This window comes from Providencia rustigianii (assembly GCF_900637755.1).
Lineage (GTDB): Bacteria > Pseudomonadota > Gammaproteobacteria > Enterobacterales > Enterobacteriaceae > Providencia > Providencia rustigianii.
Map to the genome: position 1 here is coordinate 1,637,099 of NZ_LR134396.1, position 18,663 is coordinate 1,655,761.

General features: G+C 40.3%; 21 protein-coding genes and 1 other annotated feature. Of the genes, 14 read left to right on the forward strand and 7 right to left on the reverse strand.

Annotated elements, in window-relative coordinates; all coding sequences use genetic code 11:
* Positions 1–71: 71 nt before the first annotated feature.
* The gene (hxpB, locus tag EL244_RS07540; RefSeq protein WP_126459947.1) at positions 72–737 is read right to left on the reverse strand and encodes a hexitol phosphatase HxpB; all 666 of its coding nucleotides are present in this window, start codon (positions 735–737) and stop codon (positions 72–74) included.
* A gap of 308 nt (positions 738–1,045) precedes the next feature.
* Between hxpB and EL244_RS07545 the strand changes: the two genes are divergently transcribed.
* Entirely contained in the window at positions 1,046–1,585 is a 540-nt protein-coding gene (locus tag EL244_RS07545) for a YniB family protein (RefSeq protein WP_006813307.1), read from the forward strand.
* A 65-nt stretch (positions 1,586–1,650) separates the two neighbouring features.
* Here EL244_RS07545 and EL244_RS07550 read toward each other — a convergent pair whose 3' ends face one another.
* The 5 genes from EL244_RS07550 to EL244_RS07570 all read right to left on the reverse strand — a co-directional run bounded on the left by EL244_RS07550 (position 1,651) and on the right by EL244_RS07570 (position 6,273).
* Positions 1,651–2,520: a fructosamine kinase family protein gene (locus tag EL244_RS07550; RefSeq protein ID WP_039854188.1), complete on the reverse strand. Its 870-nt coding sequence runs from the start codon at positions 2,518–2,520 to the stop codon at positions 1,651–1,653.
* Positions 2,521–2,724: 204 nt separating this feature from the next.
* Positions 2,725–3,591 carry a metal ABC transporter permease gene (locus tag EL244_RS07555; protein WP_126459949.1) on the reverse strand — a complete coding sequence of 289 codons (867 nt, stop codon included), beginning with the start codon at positions 3,589–3,591 and terminating at the stop codon, positions 2,725–2,727.
* Entirely contained in the window at positions 3,584–4,474 is an 891-nt protein-coding gene (locus tag EL244_RS07560; protein ID WP_126436748.1) for a metal ABC transporter permease, read from the reverse strand. The genes EL244_RS07555 and EL244_RS07560 overlap by 8 nt, the downstream gene beginning before the upstream one ends.
* Complete coding sequence (locus EL244_RS07565; RefSeq protein ID WP_112836599.1) at positions 4,474–5,361, reverse strand: manganese/iron ABC transporter ATP-binding protein; 888 nt, start codon at positions 5,359–5,361, stop codon at positions 4,474–4,476. Before EL244_RS07565 ends, EL244_RS07560 begins: the two co-directional genes overlap by 1 nt.
* Complete coding sequence (locus EL244_RS07570) at positions 5,362–6,273, reverse strand: metal ABC transporter substrate-binding protein (protein ID WP_006813302.1); 912 nt, start codon at positions 6,271–6,273, stop codon at positions 5,362–5,364.
* Positions 6,274–6,578: 305 nt separating this feature from the next.
* Here EL244_RS07570 and EL244_RS07575 point away from each other — a divergent pair, with 305 nt between their 5' ends.
* A complete protein-coding gene (locus EL244_RS07575; RefSeq protein WP_006813300.1) occupies positions 6,579–7,229 on the forward strand; it encodes a transglycosylase SLT domain-containing protein in 651 nt (216 codons plus the stop codon).
* Between the two features lies 1 nt (position 7,230).
* On the opposite strand, the gene EL244_RS07580 is transcribed toward EL244_RS07575, so the two are convergent.
* Positions 7,231–7,935 carry a MarC family NAAT transporter gene (locus tag EL244_RS07580; protein WP_006813299.1) on the reverse strand — a complete coding sequence of 235 codons (705 nt, stop codon included), beginning with the start codon at positions 7,933–7,935 and terminating at the stop codon, positions 7,231–7,233.
* Between the two features lie 544 nt (positions 7,936–8,479).
* Between EL244_RS07580 and EL244_RS07585 the strand changes: the two genes are divergently transcribed.
* The 12 genes from EL244_RS07585 to pheT all read left to right on the forward strand — a co-directional run bounded on the left by EL244_RS07585 (position 8,480) and on the right by pheT (position 18,663).
* The gene (locus EL244_RS07585) at positions 8,480–8,878 is read left to right on the forward strand and encodes a hypothetical protein (protein WP_006813298.1); all 399 of its coding nucleotides are present in this window, start codon (positions 8,480–8,482) and stop codon (positions 8,876–8,878) included.
* Between the two features lie 91 nt (positions 8,879–8,969).
* A complete protein-coding gene (locus EL244_RS07590; RefSeq protein WP_126459952.1) occupies positions 8,970–9,419 on the forward strand; it encodes a methyltransferase family protein in 450 nt (149 codons plus the stop codon).
* A gap of 184 nt (positions 9,420–9,603) precedes the next feature.
* Positions 9,604–9,951: a vWA domain-containing protein gene (locus tag EL244_RS07595; protein WP_039854412.1), complete on the forward strand. Its 348-nt coding sequence runs from the start codon at positions 9,604–9,606 to the stop codon at positions 9,949–9,951.
* A 179-nt stretch (positions 9,952–10,130) separates the two neighbouring features.
* Positions 10,131–10,538: a hypothetical protein gene (locus EL244_RS07600; protein ID WP_148668981.1), complete on the forward strand. Its 408-nt coding sequence runs from the start codon at positions 10,131–10,133 to the stop codon at positions 10,536–10,538.
* A gap of 308 nt (positions 10,539–10,846) precedes the next feature.
* Entirely contained in the window at positions 10,847–12,775 is a 1,929-nt protein-coding gene (gene thrS, locus EL244_RS07605) for a threonine--tRNA ligase (RefSeq protein WP_039854184.1), read from the forward strand.
* A gap of 3 nt (positions 12,776–12,778) precedes the next feature.
* A complete protein-coding gene (gene infC / locus EL244_RS07610; RefSeq protein WP_071599530.1) occupies positions 12,779–13,321 on the forward strand; it encodes a translation initiation factor IF-3 in 543 nt (180 codons plus the stop codon).
* 365 nt (positions 13,322–13,686) lie between these two features.
* The gene (gene infC / locus EL244_RS07615; protein ID WP_039854410.1) at positions 13,687–14,226 is read left to right on the forward strand and encodes a translation initiation factor IF-3; all 540 of its coding nucleotides are present in this window, start codon (positions 13,687–13,689) and stop codon (positions 14,224–14,226) included.
* Positions 14,227–14,319: 93 nt separating this feature from the next.
* A complete protein-coding gene (gene rpmI, locus EL244_RS07620; protein ID WP_005968897.1) occupies positions 14,320–14,517 on the forward strand; it encodes a 50S ribosomal protein L35 in 198 nt (65 codons plus the stop codon).
* 46 nt (positions 14,518–14,563) lie between these two features.
* Positions 14,564–14,920 carry a 50S ribosomal protein L20 gene (gene rplT, locus EL244_RS07625; RefSeq protein WP_006813290.1) on the forward strand — a complete coding sequence of 119 codons (357 nt, stop codon included), beginning with the start codon at positions 14,564–14,566 and terminating at the stop codon, positions 14,918–14,920.
* 103 nt (positions 14,921–15,023) lie between these two features.
* Positions 15,024–15,154, forward strand: a sequence feature (Phe leader region).
* Entirely contained in the window at positions 15,030–15,074 is a 45-nt protein-coding gene (pheM, locus tag EL244_RS07630) for a pheST operon leader peptide PheM (protein WP_126437459.1), read from the forward strand. Its footprint overlaps the feature before it by 45 nt.
* Before the next feature lie 123 nt (positions 15,155–15,277).
* Complete coding sequence (gene pheS, locus EL244_RS07635; protein WP_006813288.1) at positions 15,278–16,261, forward strand: phenylalanine--tRNA ligase subunit alpha; 984 nt, start codon at positions 15,278–15,280, stop codon at positions 16,259–16,261.
* A gap of 14 nt (positions 16,262–16,275) precedes the next feature.
* Positions 16,276–18,663 (forward strand): phenylalanine--tRNA ligase subunit beta, encoded by a 2,388-nt coding sequence (pheT, locus tag EL244_RS07640; protein WP_126459958.1) that lies wholly within the window; start codon positions 16,276–16,278, stop codon positions 18,661–18,663.

Below are 18,663 nucleotides of genomic sequence, written 5' to 3' on the forward strand. Positions count from 1 at the left end.
TTTATACTTTAAGGTCAGTTACCCCTAGCCAATGACTAGGGGGAATAAAGAGTCGTCAATGAATAATGAAATTAACGCAAATGTTCTGGGCGTAATTCATTCAATGAATTGAGTTTAATATCAGCCAGACCCCAACGAGGGTCATTCATATGACGTTTATCTGGGATGACGATTGAACGCATTCTTGCGGCTTTTGCTGCAATCATTCCATTGAATGAGTCTTCCAGAGAAACGCAATGAATAGGTTTTGTCGATAATTCGGCAGCGGCTTTTAAATAGACTTCTGGGTGTGGTTTACTTAGTGGCAGGTCAGCTGCAGAAACCACAGCAGAAAAATAGTGTCGGATATCAAATAGATTTAGCACTTTTTCTAGCATGTAATCGGGGGATGCTGACGCTAAAGCAATGTTTAAGTCCATGGAGCGGCACAGTTCCAGTGCATGCTCAACACCGGGCAGTAGAGGGCGTTTTTCCTCGACCAAACCGATGACTCTGTCAATAATGCGCTGTTTAGTTTCTTCTAAACTGCAGTTTTGCCAAGGAGAAGCGCTGTACCAAAGCTCAACAACATGGTCAATACGTAATCCAAGGGTATCCGGAAGCGTATCTTTCAGGGATAAATCGACACCTAACTCTGAAAATATCTCATTCTCCCCTTGTTCCCAAAAAGGTTCTGAGTCAATGAGCAAACCATCCATATCAAAGATCACAGATTGGATAGGTAATTTATGGTACATATCAAAACTCCATTCATTGAGATACCCATGCGGAATGAGGGTATGAGAGTGTTGTCGCGGTTATTTCAAAAACAGTCACCGTTGTGATTTAAATCTATTCTAACAATTCATGGCTTTCGGTTATACCCATATCTGTGCTATGTACTGTTTTTACTCAAAATTTGAGTTTGGCTGCTCTTCTCATCAGGATGAAGGATTTGAATAATCCGAAACTCGTTTTTTAACTATCATTTTTTTCCATAAATTTGGAGGCGATAATTAATATCGGCTATGATTAGCGTAGAAAAAAACTCTGAGGAATAGTTGTAATGAATTACCACAAGGCAAATTCTATTGCGATCGGCAAACGTATTTTAGGCTGGATTGTATTTTTAGTAGCGTTAATTTCTACTCTGGCATCATTAATTAAGCTAGCAGCCCTTAAAGGGATCCAAGGTGAGGGGATCAATGCGGTGGCGAATGATTTTGTTAAATTAATGGCAGAAATGACACGTCAAAGCACACCATTTTTAAACACATTTTGGAATAACTCCCCCGTACCTGAAGTGAGTAGTGGTTTCTCAGGCAGTACGATTGGTTTTTTTATTATTTTCATTTTCATTTTTGTTGGCTTAGCCCTGAGCGCATCAGGATTACGTATGTATCGACAAATTAAATTTATTCGTGAAAGTATTGAAGACCATGTGATCTTAGAGAATGCGAAAGGAAGTGAAGTGACTAAGGAAGAGCTAGAGTCGAAGGTGACAATTCCTCGACATACTATCTTTAAGCAGTTTTTCCTGATGTACTTCTGGCCAATTGTACTTGGTCTTGTCATTTACTTTGGTCTTAAATTACTGAATTGGTAATAGACTAAAATAATATTGAGCCATAGGGCTAGGATTTCCTATAGCTCGATATTGACTTCGTAAGATTAATGCTCTTCTAATAAACGATCAACGATGCTACGTGCCTGTAAATAACTTTGCTCATTACCGAAAATGTTTGCTTGGTTAAGTAAAAAATAGAGTTGATATAAAGGTTGCCTATCTAAAAAACCAGCAGGGAGAGGCCAAACGCTTTGGTAGCCATCGATAATTTGAATCGGAATATCTTTATACAATGGTAGCATAGCAATATCACACTCTCTATCCCCCCAATAGCAAGCGGGATCATATAGAACACCATCGAGTTGATTAGTCATTGCACAGTTCGCTGGCCATAAATCCCCATGTAATAAGGACGGTTGTGGCTGATGCCCAGCAAGCCTATCTTTGACAATATCCACAAGATTTTGGATATCCCCAAATATCATGCCTTTTTCTGACGCTATTTGTAATTGCAGACCTATACGTTTTTCTGCAAAGAAAGTATTCCAACGTTTTTCCCATGCGTTAGGTTGCACTGTCGTACTCAGCATTGTGTCAAAATCAAAGCCGTAACTAGGTTGCTCCTCCCATTGGTGCAGACGTGCTAGCTGCTGACCAAAATGCCATGCATTCGTGTTATCAAAGGATTTTAAGGGAAAATACTCAAGCAAAAGGAAACTATGGTGCTTATTGCTACCAAGGCCATACACTTTGGGGACTGTGATGGTTTGGCTTTTTGCCAGCATTTCCAATTGTTCGGCTTCTTGCTTGAATAATGGTAGAAATTCACGCCGGTTTTGTTTAATAAATACGGTGTGATCGCCATAGTCTATTTTTAACGTATTATGGATATCACCCCCAGAGAGAATAACTTTATTACTCAGCTCTGCTTCACCAAAGTGTTCACTTAATAAACGACACATTGCTTGCCACATGATCCACCTCGCTGTGATTTTGACATTCACTAATACCATACTATAGCGACAATTTAGGAATTAACAGTGATCCTTGTTTAAAAATAAGGCGATAGCATGAAATGGTTTTTAGATGATTTATAGTGAGAATAGCGTGGAGATTGAGGGAGAGTGGGAAAATGGAGCTGAATATGGGGATATCATATTTAGCTCCTTGGAATTGTATTATGCGGTATGCAGATCCTGAGGGATAACATGGGATTTTTTACGCACTAAAACTAATTTGCTGTACAGCAATGCAATCACAAAATAACCTGCTTGGATCACCACAATGGTTGGTCCTGTAGTGGCGTTGATATGGAAGCTCAATACGGTTCCGATAACACTGGATGTGACGGAGGCAATAATTGCGACCACGAGCATCCAACCAAAACTACGGCATAGAACAAAAGCAATAATACCAGGTGAGATGAGCATGGCGATAACGAGAATAATACCCACGGCTTGCAATGATGCCACAATCGTTAGTGCTAATAGAGACAGTAGACCGTAATGCAATAGTTTAACGGGAAGGCCAATTACTCGTGCTTGGTTGGGGTCGAAACAATACAGCATAAAATCTTTACGTTTTAATAAAATCACAGCGACAGTAATCCCGGCGAATACGAGAATTTGTTTAAATTCTTCGTTAGTGATCCCCAAAATATCACCGAATAGAATATGCGTCAGGTGCTGCTCAGTATCAATTTTAGCGAACATGACCAAACCAATGGCAAACATACCGGAAAAGACAATTCCCATCACTGTATCTTCTTTGATACGGCTGTTTTCTTTTAGATACCCCGTTGCAACAGCACAAAATAATCCAGAAGCAAATGCGCCGATAGCTAGTGGAATACCAATGAGTGAGGCAATAATGATCCCCGGTAATACTGCATGGGAGATAGCGTCACCCATTAATGACCAGCCTTTGAGTACTAAAAAACAGGATAAAATCGCACACACAGTACCTGTCACAATAGCAGTAAGGAGTGCTTTTTGCATAAATGGGAATGCAAAGGGAGCCATCAATAAGTCGATAAAATCACTCATGGGACACTCCTTGCTGCTTAGTTTGGTGTAGTTTTGCGACTTCTTTTCGCGCTTTACGGCGAGAGGCGAAAACGCCATGCTTCGGGGCAAAGAAGAACGCTAATAAGAAAATCGCTGTTTGGAAGGTCACGATTAACCCACCGGTAGCACCATTTAAAAAGTAACTGAGGTAAGCACCAATAGCGCTGGTGGCTGTTCCAATGGAAACTGAAATGATCAGAAGAGTTTTAAATTTGTCCGTCAATAGATAAGCAGTAGCACCTGGGGTGACGACCATGGCAATGACTAATATAGCACCAACAGTTTGTAATGCTGCAACGGTACACGCGCTTAATAAAGTAAAGAAAATAATTTTTAAGCGTAGCGGATTCAAACCAATGGATCGGGCATGACTTTCATCAAAAAATACGGCGAGCAGATCTTTCCACAAGCACATCAGAACAACAAACGAAATGGCAATAATGATTTCCACTTGAAGTACATCAGCGTCGGCAATCCCTAAAATATTACCAAAGATAATACTTTGCACATTTACTGAAGTAGGATTTAAAGAAACGATCAGTAACCCAGCAGCAAAAAAAGTCGAAAAAATAAAACCAATAACGGCGTCTTCACGTAAACGAGTTAGGTGCTTAACGAGAGTCATGGCGAGAGCGGCAAGGATCCCAGTAAAAAATGCGCCAGCGGCATAAGGTAAACCTAATGCATAAGCCCCCGCAACTCCCGGGACAACCGAGTGGGAGAGCGCATCTCCCATTAATGACCAGCCTTTGAGCATCAGGTAAGCCGAAAGGAAAGCGCATACCGCACCGACGATAGCGCTGACCCAAATGGCTTTCACCATAAAGTTGTACTCAAATGGTTGCAGTAACAACTCAATCATTATGATTCCTTAGTTTGGTTTTTTCTGACTGGAGCATCGTGGTCGTGCCCATAGAATACTGCGGCTCGTTCGTCATCGGTGATGACCGTGACTGAGCGAGGGTCATCATCGTCATGGAGTTCTTGACCGGATAAGTTAATATGACGAAGAACGCCACCAAAAGCTTGTTGTAGATTTCGTTGGGTAAAGGTTGTTTCCGTTGGACCGCTAGCCAGTACGGTACGATTTATTAGGATCACATGGTCACAAAATTCTGGCACGCTACCTAGGTTATGCGTCGAAACCAAAATCAGATGTCCTTCATCACGTAAGCTGCGTAATAGATCGATAATGGCATTTTCAGTTTTAACATCGACACCCGTAAAGGGTTCATCGAGTAATAGAACTTTTCCCTGTTGAGCGAGTGCTCGAGCTAAAAAGACGCGTTTTTTCTGACCACCCGAAAGTTCACCAATCTGACGATGTTCCAATCCTGTTAAGTCCACACGTTCTAATGCCATTTTAACCGCATCTTTATCTTCTTTCTTGGGAATGCGAAAAAAGCCCATTTTACCGTATCTTCCCATCATAACGACATCCGAGACTAAGACAGGAAAATTCCAATCAACTTCCTCTGTTTGTGGGACGTAAGCGATAACATTCTCTTTTAGCGCGGTTTTAATTGACTGATTATTCAACTTTACGCTGCCAGATGAAGGGGTAACAAGCCCCATAATTGTTTTAAATAATGTGGACTTACCGCTACCATTTACACCAACAAGCGCGCAAATGGAACCACCTTGGATATTAAAGCTCGCATCATAAATTGCAGTGTGGCCGTTGTTATAGGTTACGGTCGCATCATCGACAACAAGATGTGGGTGTTCAAACTGATTTGTGAGGCTCATTTACTGTGAAAATCCTTTTGCGATGGTATCAACGGTTGTGTTTAACAGGTCAATATAAGTCGGTACTGGCCCTTCTGGGGTTGATAGGGAGTCAACGTATAAAACACCACCATATTTAGCCCCCGTTTCTTTGCTAACTTGTAAGGCTGGTTTATCGGAAATGGTACTTTCACTAAAGACAACGGGAATATTATGCTGACGAACCGTATCAATCACTTTTTTTACTTGCAGTGGTGAACCTTGCTCTTCGGCATTGATAGGCCAAAGATACACCTCTTTAAAACCATAATCTTTTGTTAGATAACTGAAGGCACCTTCGCTAGTCACTAACCAACGTTGATTTTCTGGAATACGATTTAAACGCGCACGTAATGGTGCATCTAATGCAGCAATCTGCTGTGAGTATTTTTTGGCATTAGCATTGTAAGTTTCAGCATTTGCAGGGTCGTGTTTTACGAATGCTTTACGGATATTTTCGATATAAATTTGGGCATTAGCGGGGGACATCCAAGCATGGGGATTCGGATTATCTTTATATTCCCCTTCACGGATTGGCATCGGTTCTATGCCTTCGGTCACGATGACCGCAGGTACATTTTTGAGATTTTCAAAGAAACGTTGAAACCATACTTCCAAATTCATACCATTCCATAAGATGAGGTCAGCATCATAGGCTTTCATAATATCTTTTGGGGTAGGTTGGTAACCATGGATCTCTGCACCGGGTTTGGTAATGGATTCGACAATAGCGGCATCTCCGGCTACATTTTGAGCTATGTCTTGAATGATTGTAAATGTGGTAACCACTTTAAACTTTTTTGCAAAAGCGGGTTGGCTTCCAAATAGGATGGCAGTTAAAGCAACTAAAGTGGCCAGTAAAGGAAGTGAAAATCGGGATAACAGTTTATTCATGAAATTGACCCTAACGTTTAGCTTGCTATTGTTTGTATTGGATTAGCGTTATTTTAACGGTATTGTTAGTGTGGTTTTTAAGTCTAATACAATTTATATCCCAATTGATAATGATTATCAATATCAATTGAAGGAAATGACCCTAAAAGTCAAAAACAATATTCGTATCGATGATGAGTTTCTTGTTGTTATTATTGATGAATATGACTAAAACATGTCCTGAAGTAAAAGTTAAGTAAAAAATATACTATTTTTCTAAACATTAGCTATTCTTCCAGAGATTTTTATCAGCAGAGGATACTACAGTGAAAAAATTGGTCGGCAGTGCGCTTGTACTTCTGCTGTTAGCAGGTTGTTCGAGTGAACCGAATAAATCAGCAAATAAGCAAAGAATGCTAGATAATGGAAATCAAGTATCCAATTCAGCCTCGAATACTAGCTACCCACGTACACCTTACGATGAGTTTATTCGTGAGTCTGCAGCACGCTACAGTGTGGATGAAACACTTATTAGAGCAATTATTGAAGTTGAATCAAACTTCAGGCCTGAAGTTGTGAGTAAATCTAATGCAATTGGCTTAATGCAAATTAAAGCATCAACGGCAGGACGTGATGCATACCGTTATCAAGGTAAGTCTGGTGAGCCAAGTTCTCGTGATTTAAAAGATCCACGTAAAAATATCGATATTGGTACTACCTATATCCGTATTCTGAAAGAGCAGCATTTAGCGGGAATAAGCCATCCACAAACCCTATATTATGCAACGGTGGTCGCTTATGTTAATGGCGCCGGTGCTCTGTTACGTACGTTTGATAATGACAAAAGCAGAGCGATAGCGATGATTAATAACTTGTCACCTGAAGAATTTTATCAACATGTACAATCTAAGCATCCTGCACCACAAGCACCTCGTTATCTGTGGAAAGTAAAAAACGCGTATAATGCGTTACAGTAATTTATTGATATTCTGACATTAAGTGTGGGAGTTGCGCGACAATTTCAACGATCCCGTTGATAACAAATTGCACTCCCATGCAAATTAATAAAAAACCCATAACTCGCCCTATGGCATCAATACCGCTATTGCCCAACCATCTCATAATGGATGTGGCTCCTCTTAATCCTATCCAGACAAACAAACTGGCTAAAAAGAATATAATTACGGGAGCTGTATTCAGTATCCAAGGCGCAAATCCCACATCCCCTTGAAGTGATGCTGTGGAGCTAATGATCATAGCTATAGTGCCGGGGCCGGCGGTACTTGGCATCGCAAGAGGTACGAAAGCGATATTTTGAGTGCCTTGACGTTTTTTCGGTACGCTGGGGTCATCTAATTGATTATTTGTACTATCATCCGTAGTTTCAGTATTGGGAAATAACATCCCAAAGCCAATAAAGGCGACAATAAGTCCACCTGCAATGCGCAAGCCGGGAATAGAAATTCCAAAAGTACTCATCACTAGCTGGCCGGCATAAAAGGCAACCATCATTATGATAAACACATAAATAGAGGCGAGCAGGGATTGATGATCCCGTTGTTCTTTGGTCATGTTTGCGGAGAGACTTAACATGACTGCGATTGCAGTTAATGGATTTGCAAGGGGTAATAATAATACTAGCCCAATACTAACTGCTTGAAAAAGCGCTAAGATATTTTGCATAGTATTAAATTGCTCCCTTACTTAATATGAAAAACTTTATTGTTTGGGACTATAACAAACATTGGCCTGGATGTGTTGGTTATGGGAGCGATCTTCTTTAATAATGGCGCTATGGAGAGAATAAAAGGTAGATACTGGACCAGTATTATTTAATCCAATACTTAAAGTTGTGCACATTAACTGTGGATAACAGCCCTATTCAGATGTGAATAAGTTAAATTATTTCAACAATAACAATGTAATACGCTGATGGATTAAAAGTACGCAATATATTAGGCAAAAAAAAACCTTTTTATGGTAAATAAAAAGGTTAAGGGCATTATTGCTAGAGGGGGTTGTCTTCATTTGTTAAAGAGTATACAGGGGGGAATGTGTTTTACTGACAGGTTATGTAAATTCATTAAAAGATTAATGGCAGGATTTAATGCTAGTTTTTAGTGGAGATTACTCTTATTTTCTTTACAAACTATTTTTATTTTAAAAATTGATTTACGGTTTATTCGTTATGCTATCTAGAGTGTTAAATGTGATTTTAGGATAGCCAATGAAAAAACTACTAGCCCCATTAATGACATCATCCATGCTACTCATTGTGGCTATTGCTGCATTATTAATTATTTTTCCTCAAACATGGAAGCAGTCCATTTATCCTAATGTTTCTCAGTGGCTTCCTGATACTGTGAGTTCACTCATTTTCCAAGGTGAATTGAATAATGGGGTATGTGATAGCTTAGAACAGAATCTACAAAGTTTTGCTGATTATCTGAAAAGCAATTCAGAGGTTGTTGAGGTAAAAGGAATGAATGGCATAGAGGAGCAGTTAAGCAATATTCAATCTCGACTAAATAGTTTACCAAGTGATGTACGTAATGCGGTATGCCAACAAGAATATGCAAATCTTGAGGGATTAAAAAGTGTCTTTTCTTTGAGCTATGTACCTTAGAGTTGCTATAAAACATTGTAGTTAGTCAACGCCCGATTCGACTATTTCAACTATGATATGCTGATTACATCAATATTGATTAGGATATGTAATGCATATTTTTCGTCTCCCACTATTAAATTGGTTGGTTCTTAATGGACTTGCTGCTTATTATTTGCATCTAAAAGAGGGGCTTTATTGGGCTTTTTCTGGCTGGATGGGAATATTAGGGATCTTAGTTGTGTTAGAAGCAATAGGGTGGATTGGTGCGAGCCTATATTATTTTGTTCAGCAAAAAACCTCACCGAATCCAACTCATCAAGCAACGTCTTTAATTACCCATGGTCCTTATCGATTATCACGTAATCCGCTTTATCTTGCTTTTACTTCACTCTGCTTAAGCCTCGCGTTATTTACTCATTCTCCTTATTTTCTAGTTTCGGGACTGATTTTTTGGTTAATAACGGATTTGTATACGATCCCACAAGAAGAAAAATTCTTATCAGAAAAATTCAAACAAGAGTGGCGAAAATATATTCAACAGACACGTCGCTGGTTGTGAAATCCCTTAGTTGAATATATTGAAATTATTAACTAAGGTAGGTAAATTCACCTATAAATTTTAACTAAATTGAATTTTAAATTCATTAATTTAGCTTTTAGTGCTGTCAAAATCATGGGGTCAAGGCAATTTTTCTGTTGAAATAGTACACTATAATAACCAAGAATTTAGTGAGGTTAATATCGTGAATAGAAAATTCCTTCTAGGTGCCATAGTTTCTTCGATACTGCTTTATTCTACATCTGCAGCGGCTTGCCCTTACTGTAATGGAAATTATGACCATCGATACAATAGCAGCAATTACCGCGAAAATAATGAAATCACTAAACTAGTGAAAGAATTCGATGATAAGCGTTTTGAGTTAAATAAACTCTATGATGCAGGTGCGAGTGATGATGATGCGAAAGTGAAAGCATTAGTTAAAGAACTTGATGAACTATCACTCAAAATTAGGACCGAGGAAGATAAGCAATATAATCGCCCTTATCGTGGACGGGGTGGTAACCATAGCCAATATCGTGGTTGTTGGTAAGTGATGCAAGGCTATCTCAGTATAGAAGGTAGCCTTTATAATAAATTTAAACTTTTCTAGGCTCAGATGTATTTTTGCCCTAAAGATTCACAATATTGAAGGGCAGTTATTGTTCATTACATACAGTAATCGTAGCTTAATAAAACTGTTATTTAACAATAAATTAAGTGTGGTTAAATATGAAAAAAAGAATGATGGCTGCAATAATTATCTTTTCAGCGTTCAGAGCCTATCCACAAGTCACCTACACGGTGAATGAGCTTGAAACAATTACAGAGCAAGGACGTATTCCTTATCATGAAGGATGGCATGCCATTCATGGGGATAGGATCAATTTCGAGTTATGCTCTGCGACTACCGATTTGGTTTATCTCGTAATATCATCGCATTATCCAACTACGCTTAATTTAGGCTTATCCCACTCTAAATCCCGAATTGTATGGCTACCAGAATATGCCGTCAGAACAGACTGTAATGGTTATGGCAAAAATGTGCTGATTATGACGGCGGATTATATTGAATCAGCTTCAGATAAAGATAAAGATAAAGATAAAGATAAAGATAAAGATAAAGATAAAGATCCGTAATTATGATGTTTAGCAATATGGCGTAGGGGAGAGAGCCGCCATTTGAACGATCACAAAAAAGTGATTTATATCCAATCATCGGGCTTTAATAATCGACAACGCCCTATCGCCATAAAATGTGTCTGTGTTATGATTAATAGTTGAGTTCCTATCGATGTATATCATCATAAACAATTTGTGTTCATGGCGGTGTACCTATCTCGCATAGTGAAGTGAGAAATCGTTAGTAACGTATTGATTTATAAACTTTGGGATAATCAAACAAGTGATCTTTCGTGTGGGTCACCACTGTTGATAAGGATTTTTTAATGCCTGTTATTACTCTTCCTGACGGAAGTCAGCGTCAATTCGACCATGCAGTTTCTGTGATGGATGTAGCTCGTGATATTGGCACCGGTTTAGCAAAAGCATGTATTGCTGGACGTGTTGATGGTGAGCTAGTTGATGCTTGCGAACTGATTGAACATGATGCAAAACTATCCATTATTACGAGTAAAGATGATGAAGGCCTAGAGATCATTCGTCACTCTTGTGCTCACTTATTAGGTCATGCAATTAAACAATTGTGGCCAAATACCAAAATGGCAATCGGTCCAGTGATCGATAACGGTTTTTACTATGATGTTGATCTTGACTATACGCTGACCCAGGAAGATTTGGATAAGCTAGAAAAGCGTATGCTAGAGCTTGCCAAAACAGATTATGATGTGGTTAAAAAGCGTGTTTCTTGGGCTGAGGCTCGCGAAACATTTGTTGGACGTGGTGAAGACTATAAAGTTGAAATCTTGGATCAAAATATTAGCCAAGATGACCGTCCAGGTTTATACCATCATCAAGAATATATTGATATGTGTCGTGGTCCACACGTACCAAATATGCGTTTCTGTCATCACTTTAAATTACAAAAAGTGGCAGGAGCATATTGGCGTGGAAACAGCGATAACAAAATGCTGCAACGTATCTACGGTACTGCATGGGCAGACAAGAAACAGTTAGCTGCATATTTGTTGCGTTTAGAAGAAGCGGCAAAACGTGATCACCGTAAAATTGGTAAGCAATTAGATTTGTATCATATGCAAGAAGAAGCGCCGGGTATGGCATTCTGGCATAACGATGGTTGGACTATTTTCCGTGAACTGGAAACTTTCGTACGCACTAAATTAAAATCCTATAACTACCAAGAAGTTAAAGGTCCATTTATGATGGATCGCGTACTATGGGAAAGAACCGGTCACTGGGAAAACTACAAAGACGCAATGTTCACTACGTCATCAGAAAACCGTGAATATTGTGTAAAACCAATGAACTGTCCAGGTCACGTCCAGATTTTTAACCAAGGGTTAAAATCTTACCGTGACTTGCCATTGCGTATGGCTGAATTTGGTAGCTGCCACCGTAACGAACCATCGGGCGCGTTACATGGCTTAATGCGCGTTCGTGGCTTTACCCAAGATGATGCGCACATCTTCTGTACAGAAGATCAAATCCTGAGTGAAGTCACTAGCTGTATTGAGATGATTTACGATGTTTACAGCACTTTCGGTTTTGAAAAAATCGTAGTAAAACTATCAACTCGTCCTGAAAAACGTATCGGTACTGACGATATGTGGGATACAGCGGAAGCAGACTTAGCAAATGCACTGAAATCGAAAGGTATCGAATTCGAATATCAGCCGGGTGAAGGTGCATTCTACGGCCCTAAAATTGAGTTTACTTTGTATGACTGCCTTGACCGTGCATGGCAATGCGGTACTGTGCAATTAGACTTTTTCTTACCGGGTCGTTTAAATGCTTCATATGTTGGTGAAAATAATGAACGCATCACACCAGTCATGATCCACCGTGCGGTCTTAGGTTCTTTAGAGCGTTTCATCGGGATCTTAACTGAGGAGTATGCAGGCTTCTTCCCAACATGGTTAGCACCACAACAAGTTGTGGTCATGAATATTACTGATACTCAAGCAGAGTATGTGCAAGAATTAGTAAACAAATTACAAAGTGTTGGCATTCGTGCGAAAGCGGACTTACGTAACGAGAAAATCGGCTTTAAGATCCGTGAACACACACTGCGTCGTGTTCCTTACATGTTAGTTTGTGGTGATAAAGAAGTTGAATCAGGAAAAGTATCTGTCCGTACCCGTCGTGGGAAAGATTTAGGTAGCCTTGATGTTGACGAATTCATGACTAAACTTCTGAAAGAAATTCGCAGTCGTCAGCTTAATCAGATGGAGGAATAAGGTATTAAAGGCGGAAAAAAACTCCCAACAGCACGTCCGAATCGTATTAACGAAGAGATCCGTGCGACTGAAATTCGTGTCACTGGCATTGATGGTGAACCTCTTGGCGTAATGAGTGTGCGAGAAGCACTCTTTAAAGCTGAAGAAGCGGGTGTTGATTTAGTAGAAATTAGCCCGAATGCTGAACCACCAGTTTGTCGTATCATGGATTACGGTAAACATCTTTATGAGAAAAGCAAATCTCAGAAAGAGCAGAAAAAGAAACAAAAAATTGTTCAAGTGAAGGAAATTAAATTCCGACCTGGAACAGATGAAGGGGATTACCAAGTTAAACTTCGTAGTCTCATTCGTTTCTTAGAAGATGGTGATAAAGCTAAAGTAACTCTGCGATTCCGTGGTCGTGAAATGGCTCATCAGCAAATCGGTATGGAAATACTTAACCGTATTAAAGCCGATTTGGAAGAACTGGCGGTTGTTGAATCATTCCCTTCAAGAATTGAAGGGCGCCAAATGATTATGATTATGGCGCCAAAGAAAAATAAATAAGTAATACACGCTAACATCAGCGGGGAAATGTATCCTCGCTGATGTTTTTTTTTGCATAAAATCTCTATGAATAGTCGAAAGATTCGGTGAAATGTGGGAATTCTAGCGAAAAGAATGGCCCAGAAGTTTTATCATTCAGATGACGCTTAGGGAATAATTTGAATATCTGCTTGAGTAATCTCACAATAAGCAGTAAAATCCGCGGTCGAATCGCTTTGTTAAGTTTGCGTTGGCAAATGAAAAGCAAAAAAGAATATCGCGTTTTGATAATTAACGGTTTTTAATTAGTAAAAACTGAAAGTATTGTCGAGGCGCTTGCTTTAGAGAATGTAGCAAATCTCTTTATCCAGTTGGAGGAATGTAGTATTAAAGGCGGAAAAAGAATCCCAACAACACGTCCAAATCGTATCAATGACGAAATTCGTGTTCCTGAAGTCCGTTTAACCGGTTTAGACGGCGAACAGCTAGGCATTATGAGCGCACGTGAAGCGCTTGAGAAAGCTGAAGAAGCAGGTGTTGACCTTGTCGAAATCAGCCCAAATGCTGAACCGCCAGTTTGTCGTATCATGGATTACGGCAAATTCCTTTATGAGAAGAGCAAGTCTCAAAAAGAACAGAAAAAGAAACAAAAAGTTGTTCAGGTGAAGGAAATTAAATTCCGCCCTGGTACAGATGAAGGTGATTATCAGGTCAAACTGCGCAACCTGATACGCTTTCTAGAAGATGGTGACAAGGCTAAAGTAACACTACGTTTTCGTGGTCGTGAAATGGCTCACCAACAAATTGGTTTGGAAGTACTTAACCGTATCAAAGCTGATTTGGAAGAACTGGCGGTTGTTGAATCATTCCCTTCAAGAATTGAAGGGCGCCAGATGATTATGGTGCTGTCACCGAAGAAGAAGTAATTAGGCCATCAAGTAGTAACTTCACAGCGATGTGGCTGTTATTCGCCTAGTTAATTCGTAGTTAATCACAATGCGAAGTCGGAAATAAAAGAAATGCCTAAGATTAAAACTGTACGTGGCGCAGCAAAGCGCTTTAAAAAAACTGCAGGCGGTGGCTTTAAGCGTAAGCATGCAAACCTTCGTCACATTCTGACTAAAAAATCAACTAAGCGTAAACGCCATTTACGTCCGAAAGGAATGGTATCTAAGGGCGATCTGGGTCTGGTAATTGCTTGCCTGCCTTACGCATAAGTAAACATTTTAGTTAATTAAGAATATAGACGATTAGGAGAAAGCTATGGCTCGCGTAAAACGTGGTGTAATCGCCCGTGCAAGACACAAAAAAATCATGAAACAGGCGAAAGGCTACTACGGAGCACGTTCACGTGTTTACCGCGTAGCGTTTCAAGCGGTAATCAAAGCTGGTCAATACGCTTACCGTGACCGCCGTCAACGTAAACGTCAGTTCCGTCAACTGTGGATCGCGCGTATCAACGCTGCGGCTCGTCAGAACGGTCTGTCTTACAGCCGTTTCATCAATGGCTTGAAAAAAGCTTCAATTGAAATCGACCGTAAGATCCTAGCAGACATCGCAGTTTTCGATAAAGCAGCATTCTCTGCTTTAGTTGAAAAAGCAAAAGGCGCTTTAGCTTAATGTTTGCTTGAAGAGAGGAAGGAAACTTCCTCTCTTCATTTTTAATATTTGTATTAAAAATTAGGCTGTGTTAATACATTAATACTGTGTTTTATTGAGACTAATTTACATGAACAACGTTATTTTTCGTTTCTTTTTTTACTTTAGCACCTGAATTTCGGGGGCTTTTGCGTATAGCGAGTAGAATAGAAACAAAAAATTACGCTAAAGCCTCCGTTAGGGGGCTTTTTTGTTTTTGGTTTACCAAAAAATACAGTAAAATCAGTCAGGTATTCACATCGCATTAATATGAATTGTGAAGCTTGATAAATTTAGTGAATAACTAGCAAAAGACCAAGTGGTCATAAAGGGGAAACAATGCCACATCTCGCTGAATTGGTTGCACAGGCAAAAGCAGCCATTGAACAGGCCCAAGATGTTGCGACGTTAGAGTCAGTGCGTGTTGAATTTTTAGGCAAAAGCGGCCACTTCACACTCCAGATGAAAACGTTGCGTGATTTGCCTGCGGATGAACGTCCAGCAGCAGGGGCTGTGATTAATGAAGCTAAAGTTCAAGTCCAAGATGCACTGAACGCCCGTAAAGATGCAATGCAAGCTGATATTCTCAATGCACGCTTAGCATCAGAAACAATCGATGTTTCATTACCGGGACGTCGTATGGAAAATGGCGGATTACACCCAGTAACCCGCACCATTCAGCGAATTGAAGAATTTTTTGGTGAGTTAGGATTCTCGGTTGAAACCGGACCTGAAATTGAAGATGATTATCATAACTTTGATGCACTGAATATTCCGGCTCATCATCCTGCGCGAGCTGATCATGATACGTTTTGGTTTGATGCTAAACGTTTATTACGGACCCAAACTTCAGGTGTGCAAATTCGCACCATGAATGGTCAACAGCCACCAATTCGAATTATTGCCCCTGGTCGTGTATATCGAAACGACTATGACCAAACACATACCCCGATGTTCCACCAAACTGAAGGCCTGATTGTTGATAAAGACATTAGCTTTACCAACCTAAAAGGCACTCTGCATGACTTCCTGAATAACTTCTTTGAAGAAGAAGTTCAGGTACGCTTCCGCCCATCTTATTTCCCATTCACTGAGCCTTCAGCAGAAGTTGACGTTATGGGTAAAAACGGAAAATGGTTGGAAGTATTAGGTTGCGGTATGGTACATCCAAATGTATTACGCAACGTCGGTATTGACCCTGAAGTCTATTCTGGATTTGCATTTGGTATGGGAATGGAGCGCTTAACTATGCTGCGCTACGGCGTTTCTGACCTTCGTGCATTTTTCGAAAACGATCTTCGTTTCCTCAAACAGTTTAAATAAGGCGGGTCTATCTCATGAAATTCAGTGAACTATGGTTACGCGAATGGGTGAACCCGGCGGTAAATAGTGAAGAATTATCTGATCAAATCACCATGGCAGGTCTTGAAGTTGATGGTGTAGATGCAGTTGCAGGGCAATTCCACGGTGTTGTTGTTGGTGAAGTTGTTGAGTGTGGACAACATCCAAATGCAGATAAATTGCGAGTAACAAAAGTCAATGTGGGTGGTGATCGCTTATTAGATATCGTCTGTGGCGCACCAAATTGCCGTCAAGGTTTACGTGTTGCTGTCGCGACAGTCGGCGCAATACTACCAGGCGACTTCAAAATCAAAGCAGCGAAATTGCGCGGTGAGCCATCTGAAGGCATGCTGTGTTCCTATTCTGAATTAGGTATTTCTGATGATCACAGTGGGATCATTGAGTTACCATTAGATGCTCAGATTGGTACAGATATTCGTGAATATTTAAAACTGGACGATAATGCGATTGAAATCAGCATTACGCCAAACCGTGCTGATTGCCTAAGTATCTTAGGTGTCGCTCGTGATGTTGCCGTTGTTAACAAATTAGATTTAACTGAGCCGACGATTACTCCGGTTGCTAGTACGATTAAAGATATATTCCCAATTCGTGTTGAAGCGCCAGCAGCATGCCCGCGTTTCCTTGGCCGCGTAATCAAAAATATCGATGTGACTGCACCAACACCGTTATGGATGAAAGAAAAATTGCGCCGTGGCGGTGTTCGTTCAATTGACGCAGTAGTCGATATCACTAACTTCGTTCTATTGGAACTGGGTCAACCACAACACGCATACGACTTAGACCGTCTTGATGGCTCTATTATTGTTCGTATGGCTAAAGATGAAGAAAAACTTGTATTGCTAGATGGCACAGAAGCGACGTTGAAATCAGATACTTTAGTGATTGCTGATGAGTCTAAAGCGCTGGGTATTGCTGGTATTTTTGGTGGTGAGCACTCAGGTGTAAACAGTGAAACTAAAAATGTTTTATTGGAATGTGCGTTCTTTGAACCTTTAGCAATTACAGGCCGTGCACGTAATTACGGTTTGCATACAGATGCTTCTCATCGTTTTGAACGTGGTGTTGATCCCCAGTTACAATTTAAAGCGATTGAACGTGCAACATCACTGATTGTTGAGATTTGCGGTGGCGAAGCTGGTGACATCATTGATGTTACTAGCGAAGAACATTTACCTAAAGCTGCAACAATTAAACTGACACGCAAAAAATTAGATCGTCTAATTGGCCATGTGATTGCTGACGACATTGTGACGGATATCCTGAAACGTTTAGGCTGCCAAATGCAAGTTTCTGTGGGTTGTTGGGATGTTGTTGCGCCAAGCTGGCGTTTCGATATGCAGATCGAAGAAGATTTAGTTGAGGAAGTCGCTCGCGTCTACGGGTATAACAATATTCCAGATGTTCCTCTGCGCGCCGATTTAGTCATGACCGATCATAAAGAAGCTAACTTGCCTCTAAAGCGTATTAAAGCGATGTTAGTAGACCGTGGTTTCCAAGAGGCGATTACTTACAGTTTCGTTGACCCTAAAGTTCAAGCATTGTTGCATCCTCAGCAAGAAGCTCTGATCCTGCCGAATCCAATCTCTGCAGATATGTCTGCAATGCGCCTATCTCTGTTGACTGGTTTATTAGGCACCGTGGTCTATAATCAAAATCGTCAACAAAATAGAATCCGTTTATTTGAGACAGGCCTGCGCTTTACTCCTGATAATCAAGCAGAATATGGAATTCGTCAGGAAAACATGCTAGCAGGTGTGATCACGGGCAATAAATTTGATGAACATTGGTCAATAGATAAACAAGTTGTTGACTTCTTTGATTTAAAAGGTGATCTTGAAGCTGTTTTTGAATTGACTGGAAAACTAAATCAAATTACATTTAAATCAGAAGCACATCCAGCATTACATCCTGGGCAAAGTGCTGGGATTTATCTGGAAAATGAACATATTGGCTTTATCGGTGTTGTTCATCCAGAATTAGAACGTAAACTCGATTTAAATGGTCGTACAGTGGTGTTTGAGGTACGTACTGATGCTATTACAGAGCGTGAGATCCCTGAAGCTAAGGCGATTTCACGTTATCCGTCGAACCGTCGTGACATTGCTGTGGTCGTGCCAGAAAATGTAGCAGCTGCGGAAGTCTTAGCAGAATGTAAAAAAGTTGGCATAAATCATATAGTTGGCATAAACTTATTTGATGTGTATTGTGGTGAGGGGATAGCTGAAGGTTATAAGAGCTTGGCTATCAGTCTCGTCTTCCAAGATACCCAGCGTACGATGGAAGAAGAAGAGATTACCGCGACCGTTGATCTGTGTGTTGCTGCGTTAAAACAGCGATTCCAAGCCTCCTTGAGGGACTAA